The organism is Chitinophaga sp. YR573 (assembly GCF_900110995.1).
Classification (GTDB): domain Bacteria; phylum Bacteroidota; class Bacteroidia; order Chitinophagales; family Chitinophagaceae; genus Chitinophaga.
In genome coordinates this window covers 960,815-984,232 of record NZ_FOJF01000001.1, presented here as the reverse complement: position 1 = coordinate 984,232, position 23,418 = coordinate 960,815, and the positions used below count along the sequence as shown (strand labels likewise).

Annotated in this window: 21 protein-coding genes; 13 read left to right on the top strand and 8 right to left on the bottom strand. The window is 42.4% G+C overall.

Translation table 11 applies throughout. The features are described from left to right. The first annotated feature begins 2 nt into the window (after positions 1-2). The 8 genes from BMW86_RS04165 to BMW86_RS04130 all read left to right on the top strand — a co-directional run bounded on the left by BMW86_RS04165 (position 3) and on the right by BMW86_RS04130 (position 12,474). On the top strand, positions 3-1,454 hold the full coding sequence (locus BMW86_RS04165) for a SusD/RagB family nutrient-binding outer membrane lipoprotein (RefSeq protein WP_089779243.1): 1,452 nt from the start codon (positions 3-5) through the stop codon (positions 1,452-1,454). 56 nt (positions 1,455-1,510) lie between these two features. Next, positions 1,511-2,716, top strand: a complete 1,206-nt coding sequence (locus BMW86_RS04160) for an alkaline phosphatase family protein (protein WP_089779241.1) — start codon at positions 1,511-1,513, stop codon at positions 2,714-2,716. Between the two features lie 13 nt (positions 2,717-2,729). Next, complete coding sequence (locus tag BMW86_RS04155) at positions 2,730-3,923, top strand: FecR family protein (RefSeq protein WP_143056480.1); 1,194 nt, start codon at positions 2,730-2,732, stop codon at positions 3,921-3,923. A gap of 278 nt (positions 3,924-4,201) precedes the next feature. Then, positions 4,202-7,453, top strand: coding sequence for a TonB-dependent receptor (locus BMW86_RS04150; RefSeq protein WP_089779237.1), 3,252 nt, complete (start codon positions 4,202-4,204; stop codon positions 7,451-7,453). 16 nt (positions 7,454-7,469) lie between these two features. Then, positions 7,470-8,981, top strand: a complete 1,512-nt coding sequence (locus BMW86_RS04145; RefSeq protein WP_089779235.1) for a RagB/SusD family nutrient uptake outer membrane protein — start codon at positions 7,470-7,472, stop codon at positions 8,979-8,981. A gap of 35 nt (positions 8,982-9,016) precedes the next feature. Continuing rightward, positions 9,017-9,871 (top strand): PKD domain-containing protein, encoded by an 855-nt coding sequence (locus BMW86_RS04140; protein ID WP_089779233.1) that lies wholly within the window; start codon positions 9,017-9,019, stop codon positions 9,869-9,871. A gap of 52 nt (positions 9,872-9,923) precedes the next feature. Beyond that, complete coding sequence (locus BMW86_RS04135) at positions 9,924-11,432, top strand: DUF4832 domain-containing protein (RefSeq protein ID WP_218149118.1); 1,509 nt, start codon at positions 9,924-9,926, stop codon at positions 11,430-11,432. Beyond that, positions 11,413-12,474, top strand: a complete 1,062-nt coding sequence (locus BMW86_RS04130) for an acyltransferase family protein (RefSeq protein ID WP_089779231.1) — start codon at positions 11,413-11,415, stop codon at positions 12,472-12,474. The genes BMW86_RS04135 and BMW86_RS04130 overlap by 20 nt, the downstream gene beginning before the upstream one ends. On the opposite strand, the gene BMW86_RS04125 is transcribed toward BMW86_RS04130, so the two are convergent. Next, a complete protein-coding gene (locus tag BMW86_RS04125; RefSeq protein ID WP_089779229.1) occupies positions 12,469-12,981 on the bottom strand; it encodes a DinB family protein in 513 nt (170 codons plus the stop codon). The genes BMW86_RS04130 and BMW86_RS04125 overlap by 6 nt on opposite strands. Before the next feature lie 65 nt (positions 12,982-13,046). Between BMW86_RS04125 and BMW86_RS04120 the strand changes: the two genes are divergently transcribed. Then, positions 13,047-13,721, top strand: a complete 675-nt coding sequence (locus BMW86_RS04120; protein WP_089779228.1) for a TIGR02117 family protein — start codon at positions 13,047-13,049, stop codon at positions 13,719-13,721. Between the two features lie 7 nt (positions 13,722-13,728). Here the strand turns inward: BMW86_RS04120 and BMW86_RS04115 are convergent, their stop codons facing one another. Then, on the bottom strand, positions 13,729-14,379 hold the full coding sequence (locus BMW86_RS04115) for a M949_RS01915 family surface polysaccharide biosynthesis protein (protein ID WP_089779225.1): 651 nt from the start codon (positions 14,377-14,379) through the stop codon (positions 13,729-13,731). A 71-nt stretch (positions 14,380-14,450) separates the two neighbouring features. Next, positions 14,451-15,434 carry a zinc metalloprotease gene (locus BMW86_RS04110; protein ID WP_089779223.1) on the bottom strand — a complete coding sequence of 328 codons (984 nt, stop codon included), beginning with the start codon at positions 15,432-15,434 and terminating at the stop codon, positions 14,451-14,453. Positions 15,435-15,718: 284 nt separating this feature from the next. Between BMW86_RS04110 and BMW86_RS04105 the strand changes: the two genes are divergently transcribed. Genes BMW86_RS04105 through BMW86_RS04095 form a run of 3 tightly spaced genes read left to right on the top strand, consistent with a single transcriptional unit; the run spans position 15,719 to position 17,630 of the window. After that, positions 15,719-16,468, top strand: a complete 750-nt coding sequence (locus BMW86_RS04105) for a dioxygenase family protein (RefSeq protein ID WP_089779221.1) — start codon at positions 15,719-15,721, stop codon at positions 16,466-16,468. Further along, positions 16,468-16,968, top strand: a complete 501-nt coding sequence (locus BMW86_RS04100; RefSeq protein ID WP_089779219.1) for a hypothetical protein — start codon at positions 16,468-16,470, stop codon at positions 16,966-16,968. The genes BMW86_RS04105 and BMW86_RS04100 overlap by 1 nt, the downstream gene beginning before the upstream one ends. A gap of 2 nt (positions 16,969-16,970) precedes the next feature. Then, positions 16,971-17,630, top strand: coding sequence for a pirin family protein (locus tag BMW86_RS04095; protein ID WP_089779216.1), 660 nt, complete (start codon positions 16,971-16,973; stop codon positions 17,628-17,630). Positions 17,631-17,660: 30 nt separating this feature from the next. Here BMW86_RS04095 and BMW86_RS04090 read toward each other — a convergent pair whose 3' ends face one another. The 3 genes from BMW86_RS04090 to BMW86_RS04080 all read right to left on the bottom strand — a co-directional run bounded on the left by BMW86_RS04090 (position 17,661) and on the right by BMW86_RS04080 (position 20,309). Then, a complete protein-coding gene (locus BMW86_RS04090) occupies positions 17,661-18,515 on the bottom strand; it encodes a hypothetical protein (RefSeq protein ID WP_089779215.1) in 855 nt (284 codons plus the stop codon). A gap of 186 nt (positions 18,516-18,701) precedes the next feature. Beyond that, positions 18,702-19,736 carry a serine hydrolase domain-containing protein gene (locus BMW86_RS04085; RefSeq protein ID WP_089779213.1) on the bottom strand — a complete coding sequence of 345 codons (1,035 nt, stop codon included), beginning with the start codon at positions 19,734-19,736 and terminating at the stop codon, positions 18,702-18,704. Positions 19,737-19,781: 45 nt separating this feature from the next. Continuing rightward, positions 19,782-20,309: a lipocalin-like domain-containing protein gene (locus BMW86_RS04080; protein ID WP_089779211.1), complete on the bottom strand. Its 528-nt coding sequence runs from the start codon at positions 20,307-20,309 to the stop codon at positions 19,782-19,784. Between the two features lie 83 nt (positions 20,310-20,392). On the opposite strand from BMW86_RS04080, the gene BMW86_RS04075 reads away from it, so the two are divergent. Further along, positions 20,393-21,244, top strand: coding sequence for an AraC family transcriptional regulator (locus BMW86_RS04075; protein WP_089779209.1), 852 nt, complete (start codon positions 20,393-20,395; stop codon positions 21,242-21,244). Here BMW86_RS04075 and BMW86_RS04070 read toward each other — a convergent pair. Beyond that, complete coding sequence (locus tag BMW86_RS04070; protein ID WP_089779207.1) at positions 21,224-21,676, bottom strand: DUF1569 domain-containing protein; 453 nt, start codon at positions 21,674-21,676, stop codon at positions 21,224-21,226. The two genes, BMW86_RS04075 and BMW86_RS04070, sit on opposite strands and share 21 nt — an antisense overlap. Before the next feature lie 91 nt (positions 21,677-21,767). Continuing rightward, the gene (locus tag BMW86_RS04065; protein WP_089779204.1) at positions 21,768-23,036 is read right to left on the bottom strand and encodes a TCR/Tet family MFS transporter; all 1,269 of its coding nucleotides are present in this window, start codon (positions 23,034-23,036) and stop codon (positions 21,768-21,770) included. Positions 23,037-23,418: the final 382 nt, after the last annotated feature.

The window sequence follows — 23,418 nt, the reverse complement described above, 5'->3', positions numbered from 1 at the left end:
TCATGAGAAAGATATATACTGTAGCAACCCTGCTGCTGATAATGGCAGCCGGCTGTAAGAAATTCGAAGATTTTCAGACAGATCCAAATAAATCCACCACAGCTACACCAGATCTGTTGCTGAATACTGTTGAACAGAATGCATTTGCTGTATTAGATCTGAGCGCAGCACTGGCAACCAGACAAATGGTATTTACCAACTCTGTTTCCAATGAACAGTACTATGGATGGACAAGAGCAAGCTTTAATGCTTATTCCAACCTGCGCCAGGTAGTGAAAATGGAACAGGAAGCGAATCGTTTGGGTAAGCCCGAATATCTTCCCCTGGTAAAGTTCTTTAAGGCATGGTACTTCCTGCAACTAACCAATACTTTCGGGGATGTTCCATACACAGAAGCACTGAAAGGAGACGGAGATGTTTCTACACCTGTATACGATAAACAGGAAGATATCTTCATTGCTATCCTGAAAGACCTGGATGATGCCAATTCAGCTATTACTGCCAGTACTACTTCAGTACAGGGGGATATTGTATTCGGTGGCAAAATGATCAAATGGAAACAACTGATCAATTCCCTTTCCCTGCGTGTATTAATGAGTTTATCATTAAAGGAAAGTAATACAACACTGAACATAAAAGCAAAATTTGCCAATATCGTTAACAATCCTGAGACTTATCCTTTGATGACAGGAAACGGTGATGCCGGGCAACTGACGTTTTATGATCTGCAGGGTAACCGTTACACACATTACAATGATAATGATCTGCAAACGGCTTATTATATGGAAGAAACTTTCATCGATTTGCTGAAAGGATTAAAGGACCCGAGGTTATTCACCTTTGCAGAGAAAGCGCCTAAGTATTCTTCATTACCGGATAATGATTTCAGTGCCTATGGTGGTGTAAAAGGAAGTGCACCTATCAGTGAAAATAATGATCGCGTAGTAGCCGGAGAAGCGTCTAAAATCAAGGCCCGGTATTTCAATAACCCGGTGAATGAGCCAAGTGTGGCGCTGGGATATCCTGAGTTGCAGTTCATCCTTGCCGAAGGAGTGATCCGTGGCTGGATAGGTGGTAATGCTGCTGACTATTATAACAAAGGTGTAACAGCATCCATGCAGTTTTATGGAATCAGCCAGACTGCCATTGATGCTTATCTTACCTTAAATCCTTATCCTGTTACCAACAGCCTGCAAACGGTGATGACACAAAAATATCTCTCTTCTTTCCTGAGCGGCGGATGGCAGATGTTTTATGAGCAGCGCCGTACAGGTATGCCGGTATTTGATGTGTCTGGCGCTGGTGTACTGAACAACAAAAAGATCCCTGTACGCTGGATGTACCCGGAAACAGAGCTACAGAATAACCCGCAGAATGTAAATAATGCTATCTCCCGTCAGTATAGCTCCGGGGATGATATCAATGCATTGATGTGGTTGTTAAAAGCTGAATAATAATTATCTTGTATATTGGCTCCCTGTTTAGACAGGGAGCTTTTTAATCTGAATGTATGAAGCGATTTATTGTATTTGCCGGATGTCTTTTAATAGCGGGTTCTTTATCCGCACAGAGAACTAAAAAGGTGGTATTTGTTATTGCAGACGGGATACCTGCAGATGTGATCGAGAAATTAGCTACGCCTAATATAGATAAGATTAAGGCGGCAGGGAACTATACCCGCATGCATGTAGGAGGTGATAAAGATACCTACTCTCAGACGCCCACTATTTCAGCAGTAGGGTATAACAGTCTGCTGACAGGTGTATGGGTGAACAAACACAATGTACCCGATAACGATATCACAGCGCCTAACTATAATTACTTCAATATTTTCAGGCTGTTTAAAGAACAGTATCCGGCTAAAAGAACGGCTATCTATTCCAGCTGGGAGGATAACCGTACCAAACTGGCAGGGGATGCTTATGTGAATTTTCATGCAGACGGCTATGAACTGGACACGGTTCATTTCAAACATGATAAGGAGCGGAACTTTATGCATGCTATTGATGAGAAGGTAGTGTCGGAAGCGGTGACAGGTATGCTGAACAATGCGGCAGATCTTTCCTGGGTGTACCTGGAGTATACAGATGATATGGGGCATATGCATGGTGACAGTCCGGAGTTTTATACTGCGGTGAAGATGATGGACAAGCAGATGGGCAAACTCTGGGATGCTATTACCTATCGTCAGAAGAACTTTGCTGAGGACTGGATGATTGTCATCACCACAGATCATGGCCGTGATGAAAAGACCGGCAGAGATCATGGAGGACAATCAGCCAGGCAGCGTGGTACCTGGATGGTGACCAATTACAAAGACCTGAACAATTATGCCCGGTATTATGAACCGGCTATCGTGGATATTATGCCTACCATGGCAAGGTTCCTGAATGTGACTATTCCTGTAAACACTGCCCGTGAAGTAGATGGGGTACCTTTAATAGGTAAAGTGGCGGTGGCCAATGCTGTGGTGAATTATATCCAGGGGAATATTGATATCAAATGGCAGCCTTTGCAGGATACCGGGAAAGTGAAAATATGGGTGACTACCACCAACGAATTTAAGACCGGGGGAAAAGATGCATACAAATTACTGGCGGAGGTACCGGTGAAAACCGGACATGCCCTGGTAGATGTACAGCAGTTACCTGCTGAAATGTATAAAATCGTGTTGGAAACCAGTCAAAATACTATCAATAAGTGGCTGAAACCCTAGTTTAAAAAAAATATTGTTTTTTGACGGTCCTATTGGCAGTGGTCTTCGTCTTTATACTAATATGCCTGATTATCCGTCAAGAATACAAGATCTCCTGGATCGTTATGTAAATAAATCCTGCACCCGTGAGGAACTGGAGGAATTATTCAGCTACATAGGAGATGAACGCAATCGCGAAGTGTTACAATACTTCATGGAAGAGCTTTATCAGGCAGATCATACCGCACCGGATTTAGATTTCAACGAAATATATGCCCAGATCCTTGCACCGGCACCCGCTGCCCGTGCAGGGATTTTTTCATTACGGCGGATGGCAGCGGCAGCCATCGTATTATTACTGGCCGGCAGTGCTTATTTCTTCCTGCAGCGTAAGGCCCCTGAGAAGGGGATTGTTGCCGTGCAGGAAACGGATATTGCGCCCGGGGTGAATAAGGCCGTCCTGACCCTGTCAGACGGTTCTACAGTAACACTGGACAGTGCCGGCAACCAGGTGATCAGCCAGGGACATACCACTATCCGCAAACAGAATGGACAATTACTGTATGCCGCCCAGGGAGACGGGGCTGGTGTACATTATAATAAGTTAACTACGCCCAGAGGAGGGCAGTTCAAATTAGTATTACCAGATGGTACGAAAGTCTGGTTAAACTCAGCATCCACACTCCGGTATCCAACCACATTTACCGGGGAACAGCGAATCGTGGAGCTGGAAGGACAGGGGTATTTCGAAGTAGCAAAAAATGCATTACAACCGTTCCGGGTGATGGTTGGCAATATGGAAGTGCAGGTACTGGGTACCGACTTTGACGTAATGGCCTACCCGGATGAAACTACGGTGAACACCACGTTATTGGCAGGTAGTGTACGGGTAAAGGAAGGATCTGCACTGCAACTGTTACAGCCGGGTCAGCAGGCGGTACTGGATAACCAGCGTCATGGGATCACGGTAAGGACTGCCGACCTTAAAAAAGTAACAGCCTGGAAAAACGGTCTTTTTGTTTTTAATAATATGGCATTGCCCGCTATCCTCAGGGAAGTAGCACGCTGGTATGATGTAGACATCGTATATGCTGCCAAACCCAGTGAGGAACTTTATGGCGGTGGAATAGGCAGAAACCTGAACCTTTCCGGCGTATTGGACCTGTTAGAAGGCAATGGCTATAATCATTTCAGAATAGAAGGAAGAAAAGTAATAGTTCTGCCATAAAGGTAGTAGAAGATCAAAATCAGTAGAAATTAATTAAACCAGAATTTAAGCAGCTGTCCGGTAAGCACCGGCAATTCAATCAGACAATTCTATCAGGGGGGAAAAAGGACTTGTATAAAACCGGAGATGCTCGCAACACCTCCGGCTATTTATCTGGTATCCTTTAATAATCGCTGTAAGACCATTTTAGTACTACCAAACACTACAAAAGTATGCATTTCGATTGTAATGTAATGGCCCGTCGTGTGCGCGGGCTAACAACCAAAATTTGCCTGGTTATGAAATTGACCGCATTTGTTCTGTTAGTCACCTGTCTGCATGTATGTGCGGCGGGTTATTCCCAGAAGGTTACTTTAGCTGTGAAAGATGTTCCACTGCAACAGGTGTTTGCAGAGATTATTACACAAACAGGAGTGTCTATTGTGTATTCAGAAAAGGCATTGTCCAACACCAGCCCTGTTACCTTAAATGTAAAAAATGCCAGTGTACAGGAAGTGCTGGACCTCTGCTTAAAGAACCAGCGGGTGATGTATTCTCATGAAGGGAATAACTTTGTTATTAAACCGGCAGTAGCTGTAACAGCTCCGGCCGATACACTCATTACTATCAGCGGAAAGGTGAATACCGCCAGTGGTACACCCTTACCCGGGGCTACTGTAATCGTAAAAGGTACACATAAGGGTACACAGACAGATGCGCAGGGTAATTTTATATTGCGTGGCCTGGATAGTAAAGCTGTGCTGGTGATCAGTAATATCGGCTATGCTACAAGAGAGATGGCTGCAAGAGATAATATCAGTATATCACTGGAAGAAGATACCCGCAAGTTTAACGAAGTGGTAGTAGTGGGGTATAGTGATAAAAAGAAGAGTGAGCTGACCAGCGCCGTAAGTGTGGTCTCTGCTGATAAACTGAAAGATGTGACCACCAATGATGTGGGTTCCATGTTACAGGGAAAGGTAGCCGGTTTGCAGGTAGTGAACAGCTCGGGTGTACCGGGTACTACTTCAGAGATCAGGCTGCGTGGGGTTTCTTCTGTGAACGCTTCACAAAGTCCGCTGTTTGTGGTAGATGGTATCATCGGTGGCAATTACGATCCTAATGATGTGGAAAGTGTAACCGTGCTGAAAGATGCAGGTGCTACCGCTATGTATGGTTCCCAGGCGAATGCCGGGGTGATCATCGTTACTACTAAAAAAGCAAAGCTGGGCAAGACCCGCTTTGAAGCAAAGGTAACCACCGGTTTCCGTACACCTGATTTTGGTAAGATGAAGATGATGAACGGCAGCCAGTTGTACGACCGTCAGAAAGAATATTACCGCGATTATATTCCCGGTACTACCAATAACTCCTACAAGATAGATATCCTGAAGTTTTACAGCGAGCGTCCAAAAGCATTGCAGAACCAGAATAACAACTGGCTTACTACCATGTTCCAGACAGCTCCTATGCAGAATATATATCTGTCTGCCAGTGGAAGTACCGAGAAGAACGAATATTATACCGGTATTTCTTATTATAATGAGAAAGGTACTTTCATGAATACAGGTTACCAGCGGGTGAATCTGCGTGCGAACTCTACCTATCATTTTTCAAAGAATGTGAGTGTTACCAACAATATCAACCTCAGTGGATCTTCAGGAAAGAGTTATAACTATGAAGATGTATATAATGCGTACCTGAATCTGCCATGGGATAATCCTTATGATAGTAAAGGTCAGCCTGTATATGTAGATGGGAATTCCACTTTCAAGTGGTGGTCCAGGGATAAAATAAACCCTATTCATACCATTCAGAATTCCAATCACCCGTACAAGAATTTTGATATGAACTATGATCTGGGACTGAATGTGAAAATCACCGACTGGTTATCATTTTCCAGCAGCAACCGTGCCGCTGTAAGTTATAACAAGTCTAAAGATTATTATTCTCCGGTAGTAGCAGGGCAGTACAACGGTACTGGTTACCTGAATGAGTTGAGTACATTATCTTATGGTATTATCTCCAACGACCTGTTAAAGTTTAATTTCAAAAAAGGAGATCATAGTATCAGCGGTTTAGCTGGTATCGCCATAGAAAACAGCAAAACAGAAGTATTGGGAGGGTCCGGTAAAGGGTTACCGGAAGGGTTATCAGTGCTGAATGTAGCATCCAATAATAAACTGGTATTTGGCTCTACGGATGCTGCTATTATCCAGTCATTTATTTCCCAGGTGAGTTATGGTTATAAGGAAACATATTTCCTTACAGGGTCTTACCGTGTGGATGGTTCTACAGCGTTTCCTTCCAGTCACAGGTATGGTTCTTTCCCTGCTGTATCAGCAGCCTGGCTGGTAAGTAATGAAGGTTTCCTGCAGGATAATCAATTCATCAATATGCTGAAGCTGAGAGCCAGTTATGGTGTAACCGGTACACAGGATATAGGGTCTTCCCGTTATCTGGGATTGTATTCACTGAATGGCCAGTACAACGGTGGAACGGCGGCTACTCCTTTACAGTTACCTAGTCCTGATCTTACCTGGGAAAGCAAGCAGCAGACCAATGTGGGTATTGATCTCACTGTGTTAAAAAACAGGATCAATTTTACAGTGGATGCTTATAATAACGTAACAAAAAAATTACTGTTACAGGTGCCTCAGCCATTATCTGTAGGGTTTGAACAGCGTTGGGGAAATGTGGGTCAGGTGATCAATAATGGGATAGAGCTGGGTATCAATACGGTGAATATCAAAAGGAAAGATTTTGAGTGGACTACAGATTTCAATATCAGTTTTAACAGCAATAAGCTGCGGCAGTTACCCTCGGATATCATCCGTACGCAATCAACATGGAGTATTTCACAGATCTATCGCAATGGCGGTAACCTGTATGAATTCTATATGCCTAAATGGCTGGGCGTAAATACACAAACAGGCGCACCACAGTGGGAAATAGTGAATAAGGATGCAGATGGTAAAGTAACCTCCAGGGAAGCCACTTCTGACTATTCAAAAGCGACCAACCAGGAAGTAGGATCTGCCTTGCCAAAGTTCCAGGGTGGATTTAATTCAGCGTGGACGTATAAAAATATCTCCCTGAGTGTGAATGGTTATTTCTTATCAGGCAATAAGGTGTTCAGTAATACATTACGTTTTGTGATGAACGATGGTAATGAACCATACTACAACCAGATCGTATTGCCAAAGGGATATTCGATATGGACCAAGCCCGGAGATGTAGCAACAGAGCCTAGTCCACAGAATGCTGCCAACTCTACTGAAACATCCAGCCGTTATTTAAAGGATGGTAGTTTTCTGTCTATCCGCAACATCACATTATCGTATGCACTGCCTAAAACGTTGATCAGTCACTGGCATATGGATGGTGTTACGTTCGCTCTCACAGCGGACAACGTATACACGTTCACGAAATTCCTGGGACAGGACCCCAGTACAACGATCACTGGCGGTGACTATATATTGCCCGGTGTATCGGATTTCAAATATCCGAACAACCGCCAGTTTCTGTTTAACATCAACATCAGGTTTTAGTTAAAACGATCAGACCATGAGAACAAGATTTTTCATCATACTAGCTTTACCGCTGCTTATTACCAGCTGTTTAAAGGATGTGACGCCGAGCGATTCATTAACTACCGGTACTTTAACAAATACAACACAGGGGCTGAAGAATGCACTGAATGGTGCCTATGCCCTGTTTAAAGATCATGTAGAGTTTAATGGTGCCACGGACGGTAACAATATGTATCTGCGTCAGTACTTCCAGATGAGTGATTTTGCCAGTGATGATATTGTATGCGGACAAAGTACGACTGATCCGCTGTATTATAGTTTCACATTGAATCATACGCCTACACAGACCAATAGCCGTTATTTCTGGTACATCTCTTATAAGATTATCAATGACGTGAATACCGTGATTGAAGCTGCACAAAACATCAGTAATCCTGATGCCAATATACAGCAACTGATAGGGGAGTGTTATTTCCTGCGTGCTTTCTGTCATTTTAACCTGGCACGTTTTTATGCAAGGCCTTATACACAGGACCCTTCTGCCAGTGGTGTTATATTACGTACCTCCACCAGCGATCCTTCAGATAAAGCAAGGTCCACCGTCTCAGAAGTATATGCTTCTGTTATTGCAGATGCAGAGAAAGGAGCCGCACTGATGACAGCATCACGCGGGGTACAGTATGCTACTCAGGAAGCTGCCTGGGCTTTGTTATCCAGGGCGTTCCTGTATAAAGGAGATAACGACAGTACTATTTACTACTCAGATAAAGTAATTAACTCAGGAAAGTTCAGTATTGCAACCGCTGCTAATTATCCTGCCATGTTTGCCAATGCAACAACCAGTACGGAGACAATTCTGTGTGTAGCTTTTACGGAGGTAGATGATTATGGTAAGAACGGTTCTATCGCTTCTATGATCTATTCTGATGGTAACTCCGGTTGGGGAGAAGAATTTGCTTCTGCTTCACTGAGAGATACCATGTCTGAACATACAGAAGATCTGCGCTGGTCTTATATTGTACCATCGAAAGATGCAGATGGCAATATTCAAAAGAAGAACGGGATAGAGATGTATTATATCACTAAGTTCTCTTTCCAGGATGGCAAGCCTACGCTCAGTTCGCCCATCATGTTCCGCTTGTCTGAAATGTACCTGAATAAAGCAGAGGCAGAAGCGAAAGCAAATAACGCAACAGCCGCACTGAATGATGTGGATATGATCCGTAAGAACCGCGGACTGGAAGATTACCTGTACAAAGGAACTGCACCGGCAGGTAAGACAGTACTGGAAACTGTGTTGAAAGAAAGACGTCTTGAGCTGGCATTTGAAGGACACCGTTCTGCTGATGTATACCGCAATAAACTGGCGATGAACCGTACTTACTGGGGTTATCATCTGCCCGGATTAAAGGAATCTGATATAGACCTGAGTACGCAGCCTGCTAACTATGCGAATGAGATCGTTAACTGGGATAACAACAGGATCATCTATTTTATTCCGATAGATGAAGTGCAGACTAACAAGTTATGTCAACAGAATCCCTGATTGGTTATTTATTCATCTTTTAATGCAGTACAATTATGCAACTCAAACATATATTTTCTTTCTTCTTACTGGTAACTGTATTAGTTGCCTGTAAAAAAGATAACGATACACCGGAAGCGGATGTCTTTTATGCGGTAAGCATCGAAGGATATGATGTAACATTCACGAACACCACCACAGGTGCCGTGTCTTATAAATGGGATTTCGGGGATAGTACTACCTCTACGGAAGCCAGTCCTGTACATACTTATCCCGGTAAAGGAAAGTATGTGCCTACGCTGTATGCTACTACCAAAGGAGGGCGTGTAACAGAAGCTTCTACTGTAGTGTATATAGCTAAATCATCGCCGGTAAAACTGGATGATAATACGTTGGCAGACTGGGATGATGTAACTACCTCTGAAACGCTTTCTGGTGCTGGTGAAACTTATTTTAAGGAGATGAAGATCGATTACGATGCGAACTATATTTATTTTTATTTCGAGATGACTGCAAATAAGAGCAGTGGGGATATCTTCGATTTTTATCTGGATACTGATAATGATGCTACTACCGGATTACTGACAGGTACATTTCCTGATGGCGGATATGATGTGTTACTGGAAGGTGGGATATTGGCAAACTGGTTTGATGTATACAATCATTACGGCGAACAGAATGCGTTTACTTTCACAGCTACAGGTGTTGCTGAATTCTATACTGTAGGTACGGTAGTGCAGGATGGCACTACGCTGAAATTTGAAATGAGGTTAGTCCGTTCAAAGATAAAAGGACTGGCAGCTACCAAAGCTTTCAGGGTAGGTATACAGACTACGAAGAGCGACTGGTCTGCCACATTGGGAAACATGCCAAATGCGAACCAACCATCTATTTTAGTTAACTTTGAATAGTAATATAAACAGGAGACTTCATGCAGGAGTCTCCTGTTTTAAAATTAAACCTATGAGACCCTTGTTAATGTTAATGTCCGCGCTGGTAATGATGAGCTGTGGAAAAAACAGCAGTAGTGATAATAATACTTCTGCCAAACAGCTGAGCGCCGTAAAAGTTACCTATACTGAAAGTACTACGGACTTTCCCAATCCGGAACGTGGCTTCTACAGATACTCCGAAACAACGGTAGCTAATTATGACCCACTGGATGCGCAAACGCTGGCGGGTTTCCGCGCAGGGCAAAGCGTTTCCGGCACTGTTTATAGTGTCCTCAGCACATTGGTGTTCAGGTATTTTATCCTGGATGGATATACCGGCAAAGCCTTGCCTGCTGCTTTCCTTACTAATATAACCAAAGACTGTGCTACCGCCCGTGCAGCAGGTTTTAAACTGATACCCCGTTTTACTTATACTGTTACTGCAACGGCAGGTAGCTGTTCAGAGGAGTTTATCTGCACTCCATACGGAGATGCCCCTAAAAGTATTGTGCTGAATCATATCAGCCAGTTGAAACCCGTATTACAGGCTAATGCAGATGTCATCGCCTGCGTACAACTGGGTTTCATCGGCACCTGGGGTGAGAACTATTACACCGATTACTTCGGCGATGCTTCTTCCAACGGACAAGGCCAGTTGTATGATAATAACTGGACTGACAGGGCAGACGTGTTGAGAGCCATGCTGGATGCCCTGCCTGTGGACAGGATGGTGCAGGTACGTTATCCGCAGATCAAACAACGTTTTGTGTATGGCGTGAATGCTCCCGCATCTTCTGCTGCTTTAACACAGAACGAAGCTGCGCTGGGTACTGATAAGGCAAGGATAGGATTTCATAACGACTGCTTCCTGGCCAGTGCCAATGACTATGGTACTTATGCCGACTATGGTAACTCTTCCTCTGCTCCTAAAGAAGCTACTACCGCCTTCCGTAATTATTACAGCATGGACAGCAAATATGTAGTAGTGGGAGGGGAGACCTGTAGTGATGAATATAGTCCGCAGAATGATTGTGAACCTGCCGGACACGCAGAACAGGAATTCGGTGATATGCATTACAGCTTCCTGAATGCTGATTATAATCCTGCTGTAAACAACGACTGGCAAACCGGTGGATGCCTTGATAATATCAAACGTAAACTGGGTTACCGGCTGGTATTAAAGGATGCTTCTTTCCAGCAGGCCGATTCCCTTTCCGTATTGATACACCTGCAAAATGCCGGTTATGCAGCGCCATATAATCCAAGACCTGTACAGCTGTTATTGCGCAATACGGCAACCAAACAGGTATATACCTATACGTTTAACACAGAAGTGCGTAAGTGGTTAACAGGAGCTATTACTTTACAGCAGTCATTTGCCCTGCCACCTGCAGGTACTTACGACCTGCTGCTGAACTTACCGGATAAATACACATCTTTAAATACCAAACCGCTGTATAGTATACGACTGGCTAATGATAATGTGTGGGAAGAAACAACAGGTTATAATAAACTGAACTATGCAATCACCGTTCAATAGTAACAAACGTTTATTGTCCTTAGATGTAATGCGTGGTGTGATTATGATCCTGCTGGCAGGAGAAAGCTGCCTGGTATATGAATCCCTGAGACATCTGGACAATAACATGCTCATTAATCAGTTCTTCCACCATCCCTGGCACGGATTACGTTTCTGGGACCTTGTACAGCCAGCCTTTATGTTCATGGCAGGAACGGCCATGTATATCTCTTTTGAGAGCAAAAGAAAGAAAGGCATTACCTGGAAGCAGAACTTTAAACATATTCTGATAAGAAGTATCAAACTATTCTTATTCGGCACCGGTTTACATTGTATCTATTCCGGTAAGATGGTATGGGAACTCTGGAATGTGTTAACACAGTTGTCTGTTACCGCTATCATTGCTTATCTGATTATAGACCGCTCTATTACTTTCCAGATTGTAACAGGGCTATTATTAATTATTCTGAGTGATGTATTATACAGAACAGTATTAATGCCGGGATATGACCAACCCTTTGTAGAGTACCATAATTTTGGTGCCTATATGGATACGCTGCTGATGGGAAAGATCAATCCTGATGGCTGGGTCGCGATCAATATTATTCCTACTGCCGCCCATACAATATGGGGTATGACGGCAGGTAAATTCTTAATGACTGCCAATAGTGGCAATAAGAAAACAGTGGTGCTGTTAATAGCAGGAGTGATTGCACTGGCACTTGGTTTTGGTGCAGATATCAGTAATATCTCGCCCATTATCAAACGTATCAGTACCGCAGGTTTTGTACTCGCCTCTGCGGGATGGGTATTACTGATCCTGGCAGCGCTGTACTGGTGGATAGATGTAAAGGAACACAGCAGGTATACCTGGATAGCTGTAGTGGTAGGAATGAACGCTATATTCCTGTACCTGTTTTTTGAAACGGTAGGCGCACAATGGGTAAACGGAGTGGTAGCGATCTTTATACCAATAAAAATATTATCAGCGCTGGTTACCTTATTCCTGGAATGGTACCTGTGCTACTGGTTATATAAGAAGCAGATCTTTTTTAAGTTATAAATATCTTTCTTTCAGGAGTTTGAGATGATACAGTTCATGTCCTGCTATCATATATACCAATGCTCTTGCTGAAAGCGGGTGGTTATTAGACGTGCCGATATTAGCCAGCTGCTTTTCATTAAGGTTACGTATAAGGTACAGAGAGGATTCACGTACGGCCCTGAATTCGTCGGCCAGGTCGTGGAGCAGGCGTTCGTTGGCAAAGGACTGCTGTGCGTAGTCGTCCTGTTCAAATCCGGGTAATCCCTGTTTTTCACCACGGGCAAAAGCTAAGAGACGGTATGCTAGGATTCTCTCTGTATCTATCATATGGTTCACAACCTCTTTAACGGTCCATTTACCTTCTGCATAAGCATATTCTTCCTTCTCTAAAGGGATGCTGTATAGCAGTGCATGTGTGTTTGACTTTGAGGCTGTCAATACATCCAGCACAGGCATATTACCTACCATGTTAATGTATGCTCCCTGGTAGTCTACATATTCGCCGGGTTGTGGCTTACTGATCATGAGTGATAAATTTTCCTGAAATTAAAACATAATTAGGTATTTTTATAATAACTATAACACATCAATTGAAGAAGATACTGAAGATTAGTGGCATTTCTGTACTGGCCCTTGTGCTCTTTGTGGGCGTTTATTTACTCTCTGCTTTTATTTTATCCAGACTTAGTGTTTCAAAAGAAGATGCAACAAACAATGATATTGCCATCTATATTCTTACGAATGGGGTGCATACCGACCTGGTACTACCTTTAAGGAATGAATATATAGACTGGAGCAAAAGTGTTTCTTTTGAGAATACAACCGGTAAGGATACATTGGCTCAGTTTATTGCTTTTGGCTGGGGAGATAAGGGTTTTTACCTGGAAACGCCTACATGGGCAGATCTGAAATTCAGTACTGCTTTTAAAGCGGCTTTTGCTTTAAGCACTTCTGCTATTCATGCTACTTTTTACAAACAGATGCATGAAGGAAAGAATTGTGTGAAGATCAATATCAGCAATGAACAATATCAACGGCTGATTGCATTTATACAAAAGCGCTTTGATACAAACGAGAAAGGGGAATTTATACATATCGTAACGAATGCCAACTACGGTAAGAACGATGCTTTCTACGAAGCAAAGGGTCACTATAATTTATTTTATACCTGTAATACCTGGGCCAATAACGGGCTGAAAAGCTGTGGACAAAAAGCCTGTGTATGGACACCTTTTGATACCGGTATTTTTTATCAGTATAAATAAAGAGTAGTTATTCTATATGTATGGCTTTTTTATTCATTTTCGCTTCGTAGTTTGTAGCGAAAATAGCGAAGTTTTTATCTGCAAGGGTTTTCATTAGTTTCCTGATATGTTGTTGTATGGGGAGAGGTAAGGTATAAAAGGCCGCATCTATATCAGTAATCCTTCCGTCGTCCAACACTGAATTCTGATGTCTGATAGCTGTTTTTTGTCCCTTGTAATAAAGCAGTATTTTTATTCTTCCATCATCGGTACCATTTAATCCTGCGCTACCATATACAATAAGAGGCTCTACGATACCGTCTCCATCAAGATCTTTTACTTCACAGAGCTTTGTCCAGAACCAGATGGAAGATTCTTCATCCATGTCTGGTCTTTTATGATCATTCAGTTCCCATTTTTTTACAAGTCCTTCGGGTGTTTCCTGCAAGCAGGTCCCTTTAATGGTATAATGTAACGTATCGTTATCGGCTGCTATTGAATCAATACTTTCTGACAATGCCAGGTAGTATTTTCCTGTTTTATCGTTGTAAGTGTAAGCCCTGCGGATGGGGGATTTAATGCCATTTTTAGCTTTAATACTATCTGTGAAAATTGCCACTGTTTCTGTCTTAGATAAGATCGTTTGTGCATGTAGCTGACATCCAATAAATACGATCATTACAGTTAGTAAACATCCCCTTGTTTTCATGCCTGAAAAATACAAATAAAACTCTCTCCCGGAGTTTTTATTTAATGTGCAAAGCCATAACGGCCGCCGCCGGAAACAAAGGTAGCCAGCATCCTGGTTTTTTGTCCGGCTGTAAACATATACATACATGCATCATCAGTATAATCCATGTAGTTCATGGTCATTTCCACCGGAGTACCTGTACACGTACTGTAATGCGGGTAAGAAGGGCAACCATAGTTAGCGGCATTATGCAGTGGGGTATCACCTACCAGGTCATTACCGCAGGTAGCATCACCCCAGATATGCCGGAGGTTCAGGTAGTGGCCTATTTCGTGTGTAGCCGTTCTGCCCAGTCCAAATGGAGCTGTTGCAGTACCGGTATTACCGAAGCAGTCGTATGCAATCACCACTCCATCGGTAGCGCTGGCGCCACCTGGGAATTGTGCATAACCGATTACACCACCGCTCATAGCACCTACCACCCAAAGGTTTAACACTGAGTCTGGTGTAGTTGGATTGATACCACCGGAAGTGCTTTTCTTCATGGCATCATTGGTAGACCAGGTGGTTACAGTTGTAGATTTGCGTACTACTGACTTAAGTACAAAATGCACCCCTACACTTGCTTTTACAGATGAAAACAGGGCAGGTACAGTGCTGAATTCTGAGTTAAGTCCGTTATAATCATTGTTTAATACGTCGATCTGTGATTGTATCTGTGCCGCTGAAATGTTCTGTGCGGTGGTTTTATACAACACATTTACAACAACAGGGATCATAATACTACCATCTGGCAGAAGACGGTAAAGGGATTTGTTTTCCATGATCCGGTTTGTATTGGCTTCTATTGCCGCCATCCGGGATGCCAGGGTTGGATCACTTTTTAGTTGCTCATTTAATACTTCCATAGTGCCGCAATGTCTCTCTTTTGCAGCGGTAGTCGTGTTGCCCGTTACAGGTTTTTCAGATGAATTGTTGTCTGGTTTGGAACACGATGTAATAAAGATAATTCCACAGGCTAATAAAATTGATAGCTTTTTCATTTGTTACAGATTTGGGTTGACTCATGCATCTATCTTGAGGGTGAAATCGCCGGGAGAGAGATTGATAGATTCCAGAGGATCGGGTTTACCTACCGAATATAATTCAAATTTAAATACGTTTACCCTCCGGCCGCAAAAAAACCGTATTACCGGTAAAAAAGAATATTCACCGCAACAAAAAGGACATTTACCGCTTAAATACAATAAAGGTCTGTTTCTGACGATATATTTATAGTACGGTTAATTTATATACCACGACCACTCATCTTTAAAAACGGCGAACAATGGAAAGAAAACATTTTTTGAAAAGCGGACTGGCAGCTTTAGGACTTGCTGCAATTGCACCACTGGCAGGTTCCTGCGGTAAGGACCATGATACAACTGCTGCCACTACCACCACGACAACTGATAGTACTTCCACCGGAAGCTCCAGTTCCGGCTCCTGCACAGCTACTTCTTCTGAAACGGCAGGTCCTTATCCTACCATCACTCCTTCTTCTTATGTAAGAAGTAATATTGTTGACGGACAGTCAGGAGTGCCCTTGACCATTAAAATCACAATTAAAAACACAAACAACAGTTGTGCGGCACTTTCCGGTGCACTGGTGGATATCTGGCATTGTACGGCAGTGGGATATTACTCAGAATATACAGATACTCCGGGTGGTGGATATGCTACTGTAGACTATACAGCATCGCATTTCCTGCGCGGAAGACAGACCACGGATTCGAACGGACTGGTTACTTTTACCAGTATATTCCCGGGCTGGTATTCTCCAAGGGCACCGCATATCCATGCACATATTTACAATTCTGCGGGTACCTCTCTGCTGGTAACACAGATCGCTTTCCCTACAGATGTTTGTAATACAGTGTACACAACTGCAACCGATTATAAAGCGCATGGCACACAGGATACGGCCAATACAGCCGACATGGTTTTCAGTGATTCACTGACGACTGAATTGTCTACTGTTACAGGCAGTGTATCTGCGGGTTATGTACTTACTCATACTATTTATGTGAGCGCCTGATGAGAGTAATACGCTTATTGTATAGGAAGATCATTGATGCCAGCTCCCAGTCCGCCTGGGAGAAACTGGTATTCAATGACTCCTATACTGAGTTCTTAATGCAGGCACAGCTATATAACCAGGAGAAGAAATACTCCACATTTGGTGAGCTGATCACCTATGTACCAAATGCAGATAAATTACATTTCCTGGTAAGTGGCTCTGTCGTTGGATATTTGAAACAACTGAACAGGAAAGTGCCGGATATCCTGAATAATTCGGGGAAGCTTTTTCTGCCCTTTTCAAATTACAAGTTTGAAATCATCAATTCAGATATTAAGGATAAGAGCAAACATCAGGTAGCTGTCAACTTCATGTCAGAGCCGCTTACATGGTATGATACCATAGGCAACCAGTTACTGGTTGCTCTTGATACAACACCTGTTAATGGTGAAATACTGACCGAACAGTTTGCGATGCAGCCTTTCCTGAGCATCTATTCATTAAAGGAAATTAAATAATCATGGTACCTCAATCCAAAGGAAAAATATTCCTGGCAGCAGAACGTGGTTTGAATGAACTGCCGTGGTTCAGGAGTTACAACACCTTTAATTTCGGAAGATATTATAATGAGCATAAAACGCCGTTTGGCGCTTTGTATGTTTTAAATGAAGATACGCTTGCAGGAGGGCATAGCCTCACGATGAGTGTGGAAGAAGATTCGGATATTATTTTAATTCCTGTGGTGGGTGCACTTTCCTGTAATAATGATATTATCACAGCCGGACAAATACAGTTGTTGAGTATGAAGGCCGGTACCTCTTTTTCATTAACCAATCCTTATGAATCGGAGCTGATTAAGTTTTTGCAGATATGGATTAAAGGCACAACCTCATCAAGGTTGATTGATTTTGATTTGGATGCAGAAAAAAATCAGCTCCTTGAATTATGTAAGGGTGTAATGATCGGAAAGTTCGGTGGCAGGGAAGAGGCAGTGTATAAGCTTTCAGATCCCGGAAACAGTATGTTTGCTTTTGTAATAGAGGGGGTATTTGAAGTGCAGTATCGCTTGCTGAATGCAGGGGATAGCCTGGGTTTATCAGAGATCGAAGAAGTGGAACTGGAGGCGTTATCGAACAATGCTATTATACTGATGATTGAAATATTGCCCACCTGTCAATAGTACAGGCGGGCAATATTCACTGTTCACTGTTTATTGTATAGGCGCAGCCGCTGTGTTCAGGTTTACATATGGCCATACACCAGGTGTTGGTACGCTTACACCTTTTGTATTACCCCTTGTTTGTGCATCAGGGCCGAAATAATATAAAGGCCATCCTTTATAAGTGATCTGTGATTTTCCGAAAACATTGATTTTTACGAACGATGCTTTGTCCAGTATGGACGGAATATATTTAATACTATCTACTTCGTAAATAGGCCATGTGGCATTATTACTAAAGTCTGCTTTTGTATAAACATTGGTATTGTTATGATCATGAGCGAATGCATACAATGTTCTGCCATAAGCATCTGTAATGTACTGTGTTACTTCCTGCCCGGGTTGCAGCTGACTGTTATACTGCACACCATCATTACCTGTTAACTGCTGATTAGCGAGCATTACAGTATAATCTGGTTTAGCTATGAACCAGATATTATTAGCACCATCTCCATTAATATCTCCTGCTTTTACATCACCTGCATAATAATACAGGGGCCATCCTTTATAGGTAGTTTGTTTTGAACCATCAGCACGGGTAATTACTCCGAAGTCAGCAGCTTTCAATGAAGTGTCGATAGTAAGATGTTCTTTATAGAATATGGGCCATGCAGCAAGGCAACCTCCTGTACAACCGGATGTACCATTTGCATCCAGTGAAAAGAAGTACAGGCTGTTTCCGAGACTGTCTGTCATAACGCTACCGAATTTAGTGGTGGTGGCCAGCTTTACAGTTGTTCCTTTGGAAGTAGGATTTGATGGATTATCATCCTTTGAACAGCTCGAAAGTACAGACATAGTAAAACACATCGCGACAAATGCCGCAATTTTAAATTGATATTTCATTTTTTAAGATTTATTTAAAGCACGTTATTGTTGTATCAATACCTTAATACGGAGAACGTGGGGAAAGGGTTGCCTGGGGGTAATAATTTAAATAATTAGCCCACCTGTGTATTTTACAGATGGGCTAATTATAAAGGGTCTTTCTTTCATGATTGTTCCTGACAGAAAGGAAATTTTGAAAATGGCTTAATGATTTAACAGGATAAAGATCTGTTGTGCTGCCTCACTTAATTTATCCTGGGCGGTTCTGTCTGCTTCGTTTGTAAGTAATACAATACCTGTATGAAGTTCAGGGTAAAATGTAAGGCTGCTGCTGAAACCCCTGGTACCGCCGCTTTGAAAAATACTTCTTTCATTGCCAGCCCTATGTGCCATCTGCCAGTTAAGCCCCATTGCATAATATTGTATATCTCCCCAGGTGGGAGCATGCGTTAACGCTACAACAGGATTCTTTTCGTCCATTTCATAACCTATATATTTTAGCATATCAGGAATGGTAGAGCGAATAGCGCCTGCTGCTCCGCTGGTGTTATAAGGCATTACATTTCCGTCTTTATCGTAACCTTTCATTAAGTGTCTGGAAACATGTATACCTGTGTTCTCCATATATAATGGGGTAGTAATATACCGGGCTAAAAGCTGATCATAGGTTTTATGATATACTCGCTCTAAAATATAACTGAGTAACTGAGCTGCCGAATTGGAATAGCTTAATTTGATGCCAGGTACCGTATCCAGTTTAACAAGATGCAGATCTTCATAGAATTGTTTGCGTGTGTATTCCTTACCGGGTACTGGTTCAGGAGGAAGATTATTAGGAAGACCTGAGCTGTGATTCAGCAATTGTGAAATGCGGATAGGTTGTCCTTGGTATTCCAGATTTGGATAATTCCCATCCATGTATTTACGGATATCATCATCCAGCTTTATCTTCTTCTCTACAACCGCATTAGCGAGTAGGGTGCCGGTCATTGTTTTCGTAATAGAACCTATCTCGTAGAGGCTTTCATCATCAGGTTTTATTGTTTTACCGAAATGATACGTGTATAAATTCCCATGGTTATATATGCCTATGGAAAGCGCCTGCCTCGTAGTATCACTCATGAAAATCGCTGCTGCACGACTAACAGCTGAATCTATTAAGCTGCTTCTACGTCTTTGTGCGTTGGCATAGAGACTTGCTACGAAGAATAACAGAGTAATGAAGATATTTTTACGCATTGGTAATGGGTTATCTTCTCTGAAGATACAAATATATATAGTCTTTTATTGTGCCTGGAACGAAATGTCGTTTGATAAGTCCCTTTTCCAGGCTACTTCAGCAATTACTGCCTTTCCGCCTTGTGTGGTATGCGTAACTACATACCTGATTTCATTGCCTGTATAAATGTAACTACGTTTTTGTTCGGTGCCTTCCCAGTTGGGGAAAAATGCCTTTTCAATTTTAAATGTGATGGTCTTATTTGGTTCATCTACGGTGTATTTTCCAAAGTGTGAATTACTGCCTTGTACCAAAGCGAGGTATTCTTCCGGAGTGCAGGTATTTTTATCACCGGATTTTATCTGGGGTCTTGTTGTTCTTAGGATCTGTATTGCATAATTACCCTTTTTATCAAATACAAGCATGCCACTGGGGTTATCTCCATAGGGATGTACCCGGCTGCTGTCCGGATATATATTATCAACAGAGATTAATTTCCATGTTCCAACCATTTGTTGTTGCAGAGAGGGTTTCTGGGCAAAGGTTATCGTTGCTCCCAGGGTGGTAAGCAGCATAAAAAGGATATTTTTCATATTTCTGATTTTATACTGTAAAGTTATAACAGGATAATGTAGCTTACCTGTACATTTCTACACTAAAGTTGTAATTTACCTTCATGATCAAAGGAAATTTATATCAGCCTTTTGAAATTGAGTATAAAGAATTACAGACCTTCCCGAAGACCATTTTTAGGAATAATTTTTTTAACCTGATATATGTGATTGAAGGAACGGGGATACAGTATACTAATAACAACAGTTTTAATTACAGGAAGGGTAATTTGTTTTTAATTACGCCTGAAGATAGTTATGCCTTTAAAATAGATACGCTTACGCATTTCTTCTTTTTAAAATTCAATGATATTTATATAAGGCCCAGGTCGGACAAAGACCATGACTGGGTGCAGCGGATGGAGTTCATTTTACAGAATGCCAGTCACCGGCCGGGTTGTATCTTAAAGAACAAGGCAGATAAGCCGATGATAGCGTCATTGATAGGTAATATTATTAAAGAAGATACCCATCAGCAGTTATATCATAACAAAATCATTCAGCAGATTGTAAACACTATTATCATTATTGTGGCCAGGAATATTGCGCTGAAGCTACCAAAAAATGTAAAGGAGAGTACAGGGGAAGTGGTGCTGGATATTCTCCATTATATACAGCAGCATATATTAGAACCGGATAAATTGAGATCGGAACAGCTCAGTAAACATTTCAGGATTTCACTTACCTATCTGGGTCGTTATTTTAAAAAGCAAACAGGGGAGACCCTGCAGCAATATATCTCCAATTATAAAATCCGGTTAATTGAGACGCGTTTATTACATACTGATATGCGCATCAATGAAATATCTACTGAGCTTGGTTTTACAGATGAGAGTCATTTGAACAGGGCGTTCAGAAAGTATAAGGGAATGAGTCCTTCGGAGTTTAGAAAGAAATCACACGCCAAACTGTCTTAGATGATGGTCCATATGTTTATAAGCCGCAATGCCCCATTGTTTTGTTGAGATATTCCCAAAGGCAATATGAGGCAGGACCAATGCTGCTTGATGTCCCGGAAAGCGATCTATCAATTGTATAAATGATGCTCTTTGCTGTTCAAAATTGGCATCAGCTATTATTCCAATAGTTTCATTTGCCGGGTCCCCATTAATTCCTTTTTTGAAATTGGGTGCGATATATAGTGCCAGTAAACGTAACAGATATTGTTTGAGGGTAGTTTTTTTTGTGATAGCACCTCCTTTAAATATCTGTTCATTACAAAGATTGCAATGCAGCAACATTTCGGCAGCATTCATTTTCCCCCATACGGATTTGCTATCCGGTTGTAATTGTTTTACACGATGAATGATTTGTTCGGCTGACTGTTTGATTAATAAATTCTTTTTCACTACTGCTTGTTTATAATTAGTCAGCTTGTACCCCTTACTGATGCAAAGGGTACAAGCTGACTAATATATTGATGAAATATTTCAAACGTGATTAATGCATAGGAGTAGTTTTCCCGGCAATTACGCCTACTAATTCAGGGTGTTCTTTCTTTTCCCTGCTCAATACTTTGTAGGCGATAATGACACTTGACAGCATACATACGGCTCCAATGAGGAAGTGTATTCCGGGAAAATAAAACGGCGCTTTATCTGTGGTAAAGTAGCTGAATGTGCTATTCATGATCAGTGGGCCGATGATGGTAGTAAGGCTCATGAGGCTTGTGAGAGCTCCCTGCAGTTCTCCCTGCTGATTGGGTGGTACATGACCTGATATCACAGATTGCAGGGAAGGTCCGCAGATACCTCCCAGACAATAAGGGATCAGAAAGGCGAACATCATCCAGCCCTGGGTAGCAAAGGCAAACAGTACCAGTCCCATTGTATATAACGAGAGGCCTAGGTATATACTCTTTTCATTCCCTATTTTCGGGTTGATCACTCTTGTTAATCCTGCCTGAACAGCGCCTACCAGCACGCCTACTACTGCCAGGGAAATACCCACCATTTTCTCGCTCCAGTTAAAGCGGTAAATGGTAAAGAAATTCCAGTTGCCCTGTACTGCCTGGCTGCCAAGATAGATGAGGAAGAAGCTGGCTGCGAGTCCGCCTATTTCACGATGTTGGGTTAAGAATTTCAGAGAGCCGAATGGGTTGGCACGTTTCCAGTCGAAAGCCCGGCGGTTTTCTTTGCTTAAGGATTCTGGCAGCAAAAAGTAGCCGTATAAGCAGTTGAGCAGGCAAAGTGCTGCTGCTGCATAAAAGGGCGCTCTGATGCCCCAGGTGGCCAGTAATGCCCCAAGAGCGGGTCCCAGTACAAAGCCGAGGCCGAAGGCCGCGCCAATCATACCGAAATTCTTAGCCTTAGATGTTTCATCTGTGCTGATATCAGCAATATAGGCGGTAGCAGTGGTAAAGCTGGCGCCTGTAATGCCGGCTATAATACGTCCTACGAACAGCCATCCATAAGTGGGGGCCAGTGCCAGGATGATATAATCGATACCAAAGCCTAACAGGGAAGACAGTAGTATAGGGCGGCGGCCAAACCTATCGCTCAGGTTGCCGATTACCGGTGAAAATAAAAACTGTGTAATAGCAAATACGGATAATAACAGGGCGCCATAAGTACTGGCCTGGTTAACTGGTATACCTTTCAACTGGGCGATCAGATCCGCCATTACAGGGATAATCAATCCCCAGCCCATAACGTCAATCAATAAAGTAATAAATATAAAGCCCATAGCGGACTTCTTAGATGTTTGCATAGTATAAAGTTTATTGCCCCTATAGTTGGGAATAGAACAACTTAATGGCAGGGGCAAACTTACACCTAAACAATTAATATTATGGGTGCTAAACACGCCAATTTACAGGGTGAATTGCGTCAATATATAGGATGCTACCGGGGAAAGGTGGAATTTAATACTTTGAAAAAAGGTTATGGTCTTGTTTTCTAGTTGCTGAAAATTGAAGTAGACTCTCTTTTGTTAATCGGTTTTTAGAGCATGTTCGGGGAGTCATATAGGTTAAGCGGGAGTTCAACAGGTGGTTAACAGGGGTTAGTTGGGTGTTAGTCAGGTATAAACCTGCCTAACGTCTTTTTAACTGCTACCTGAACGCACTCAAAGGGTGATCTACCTATAGAGA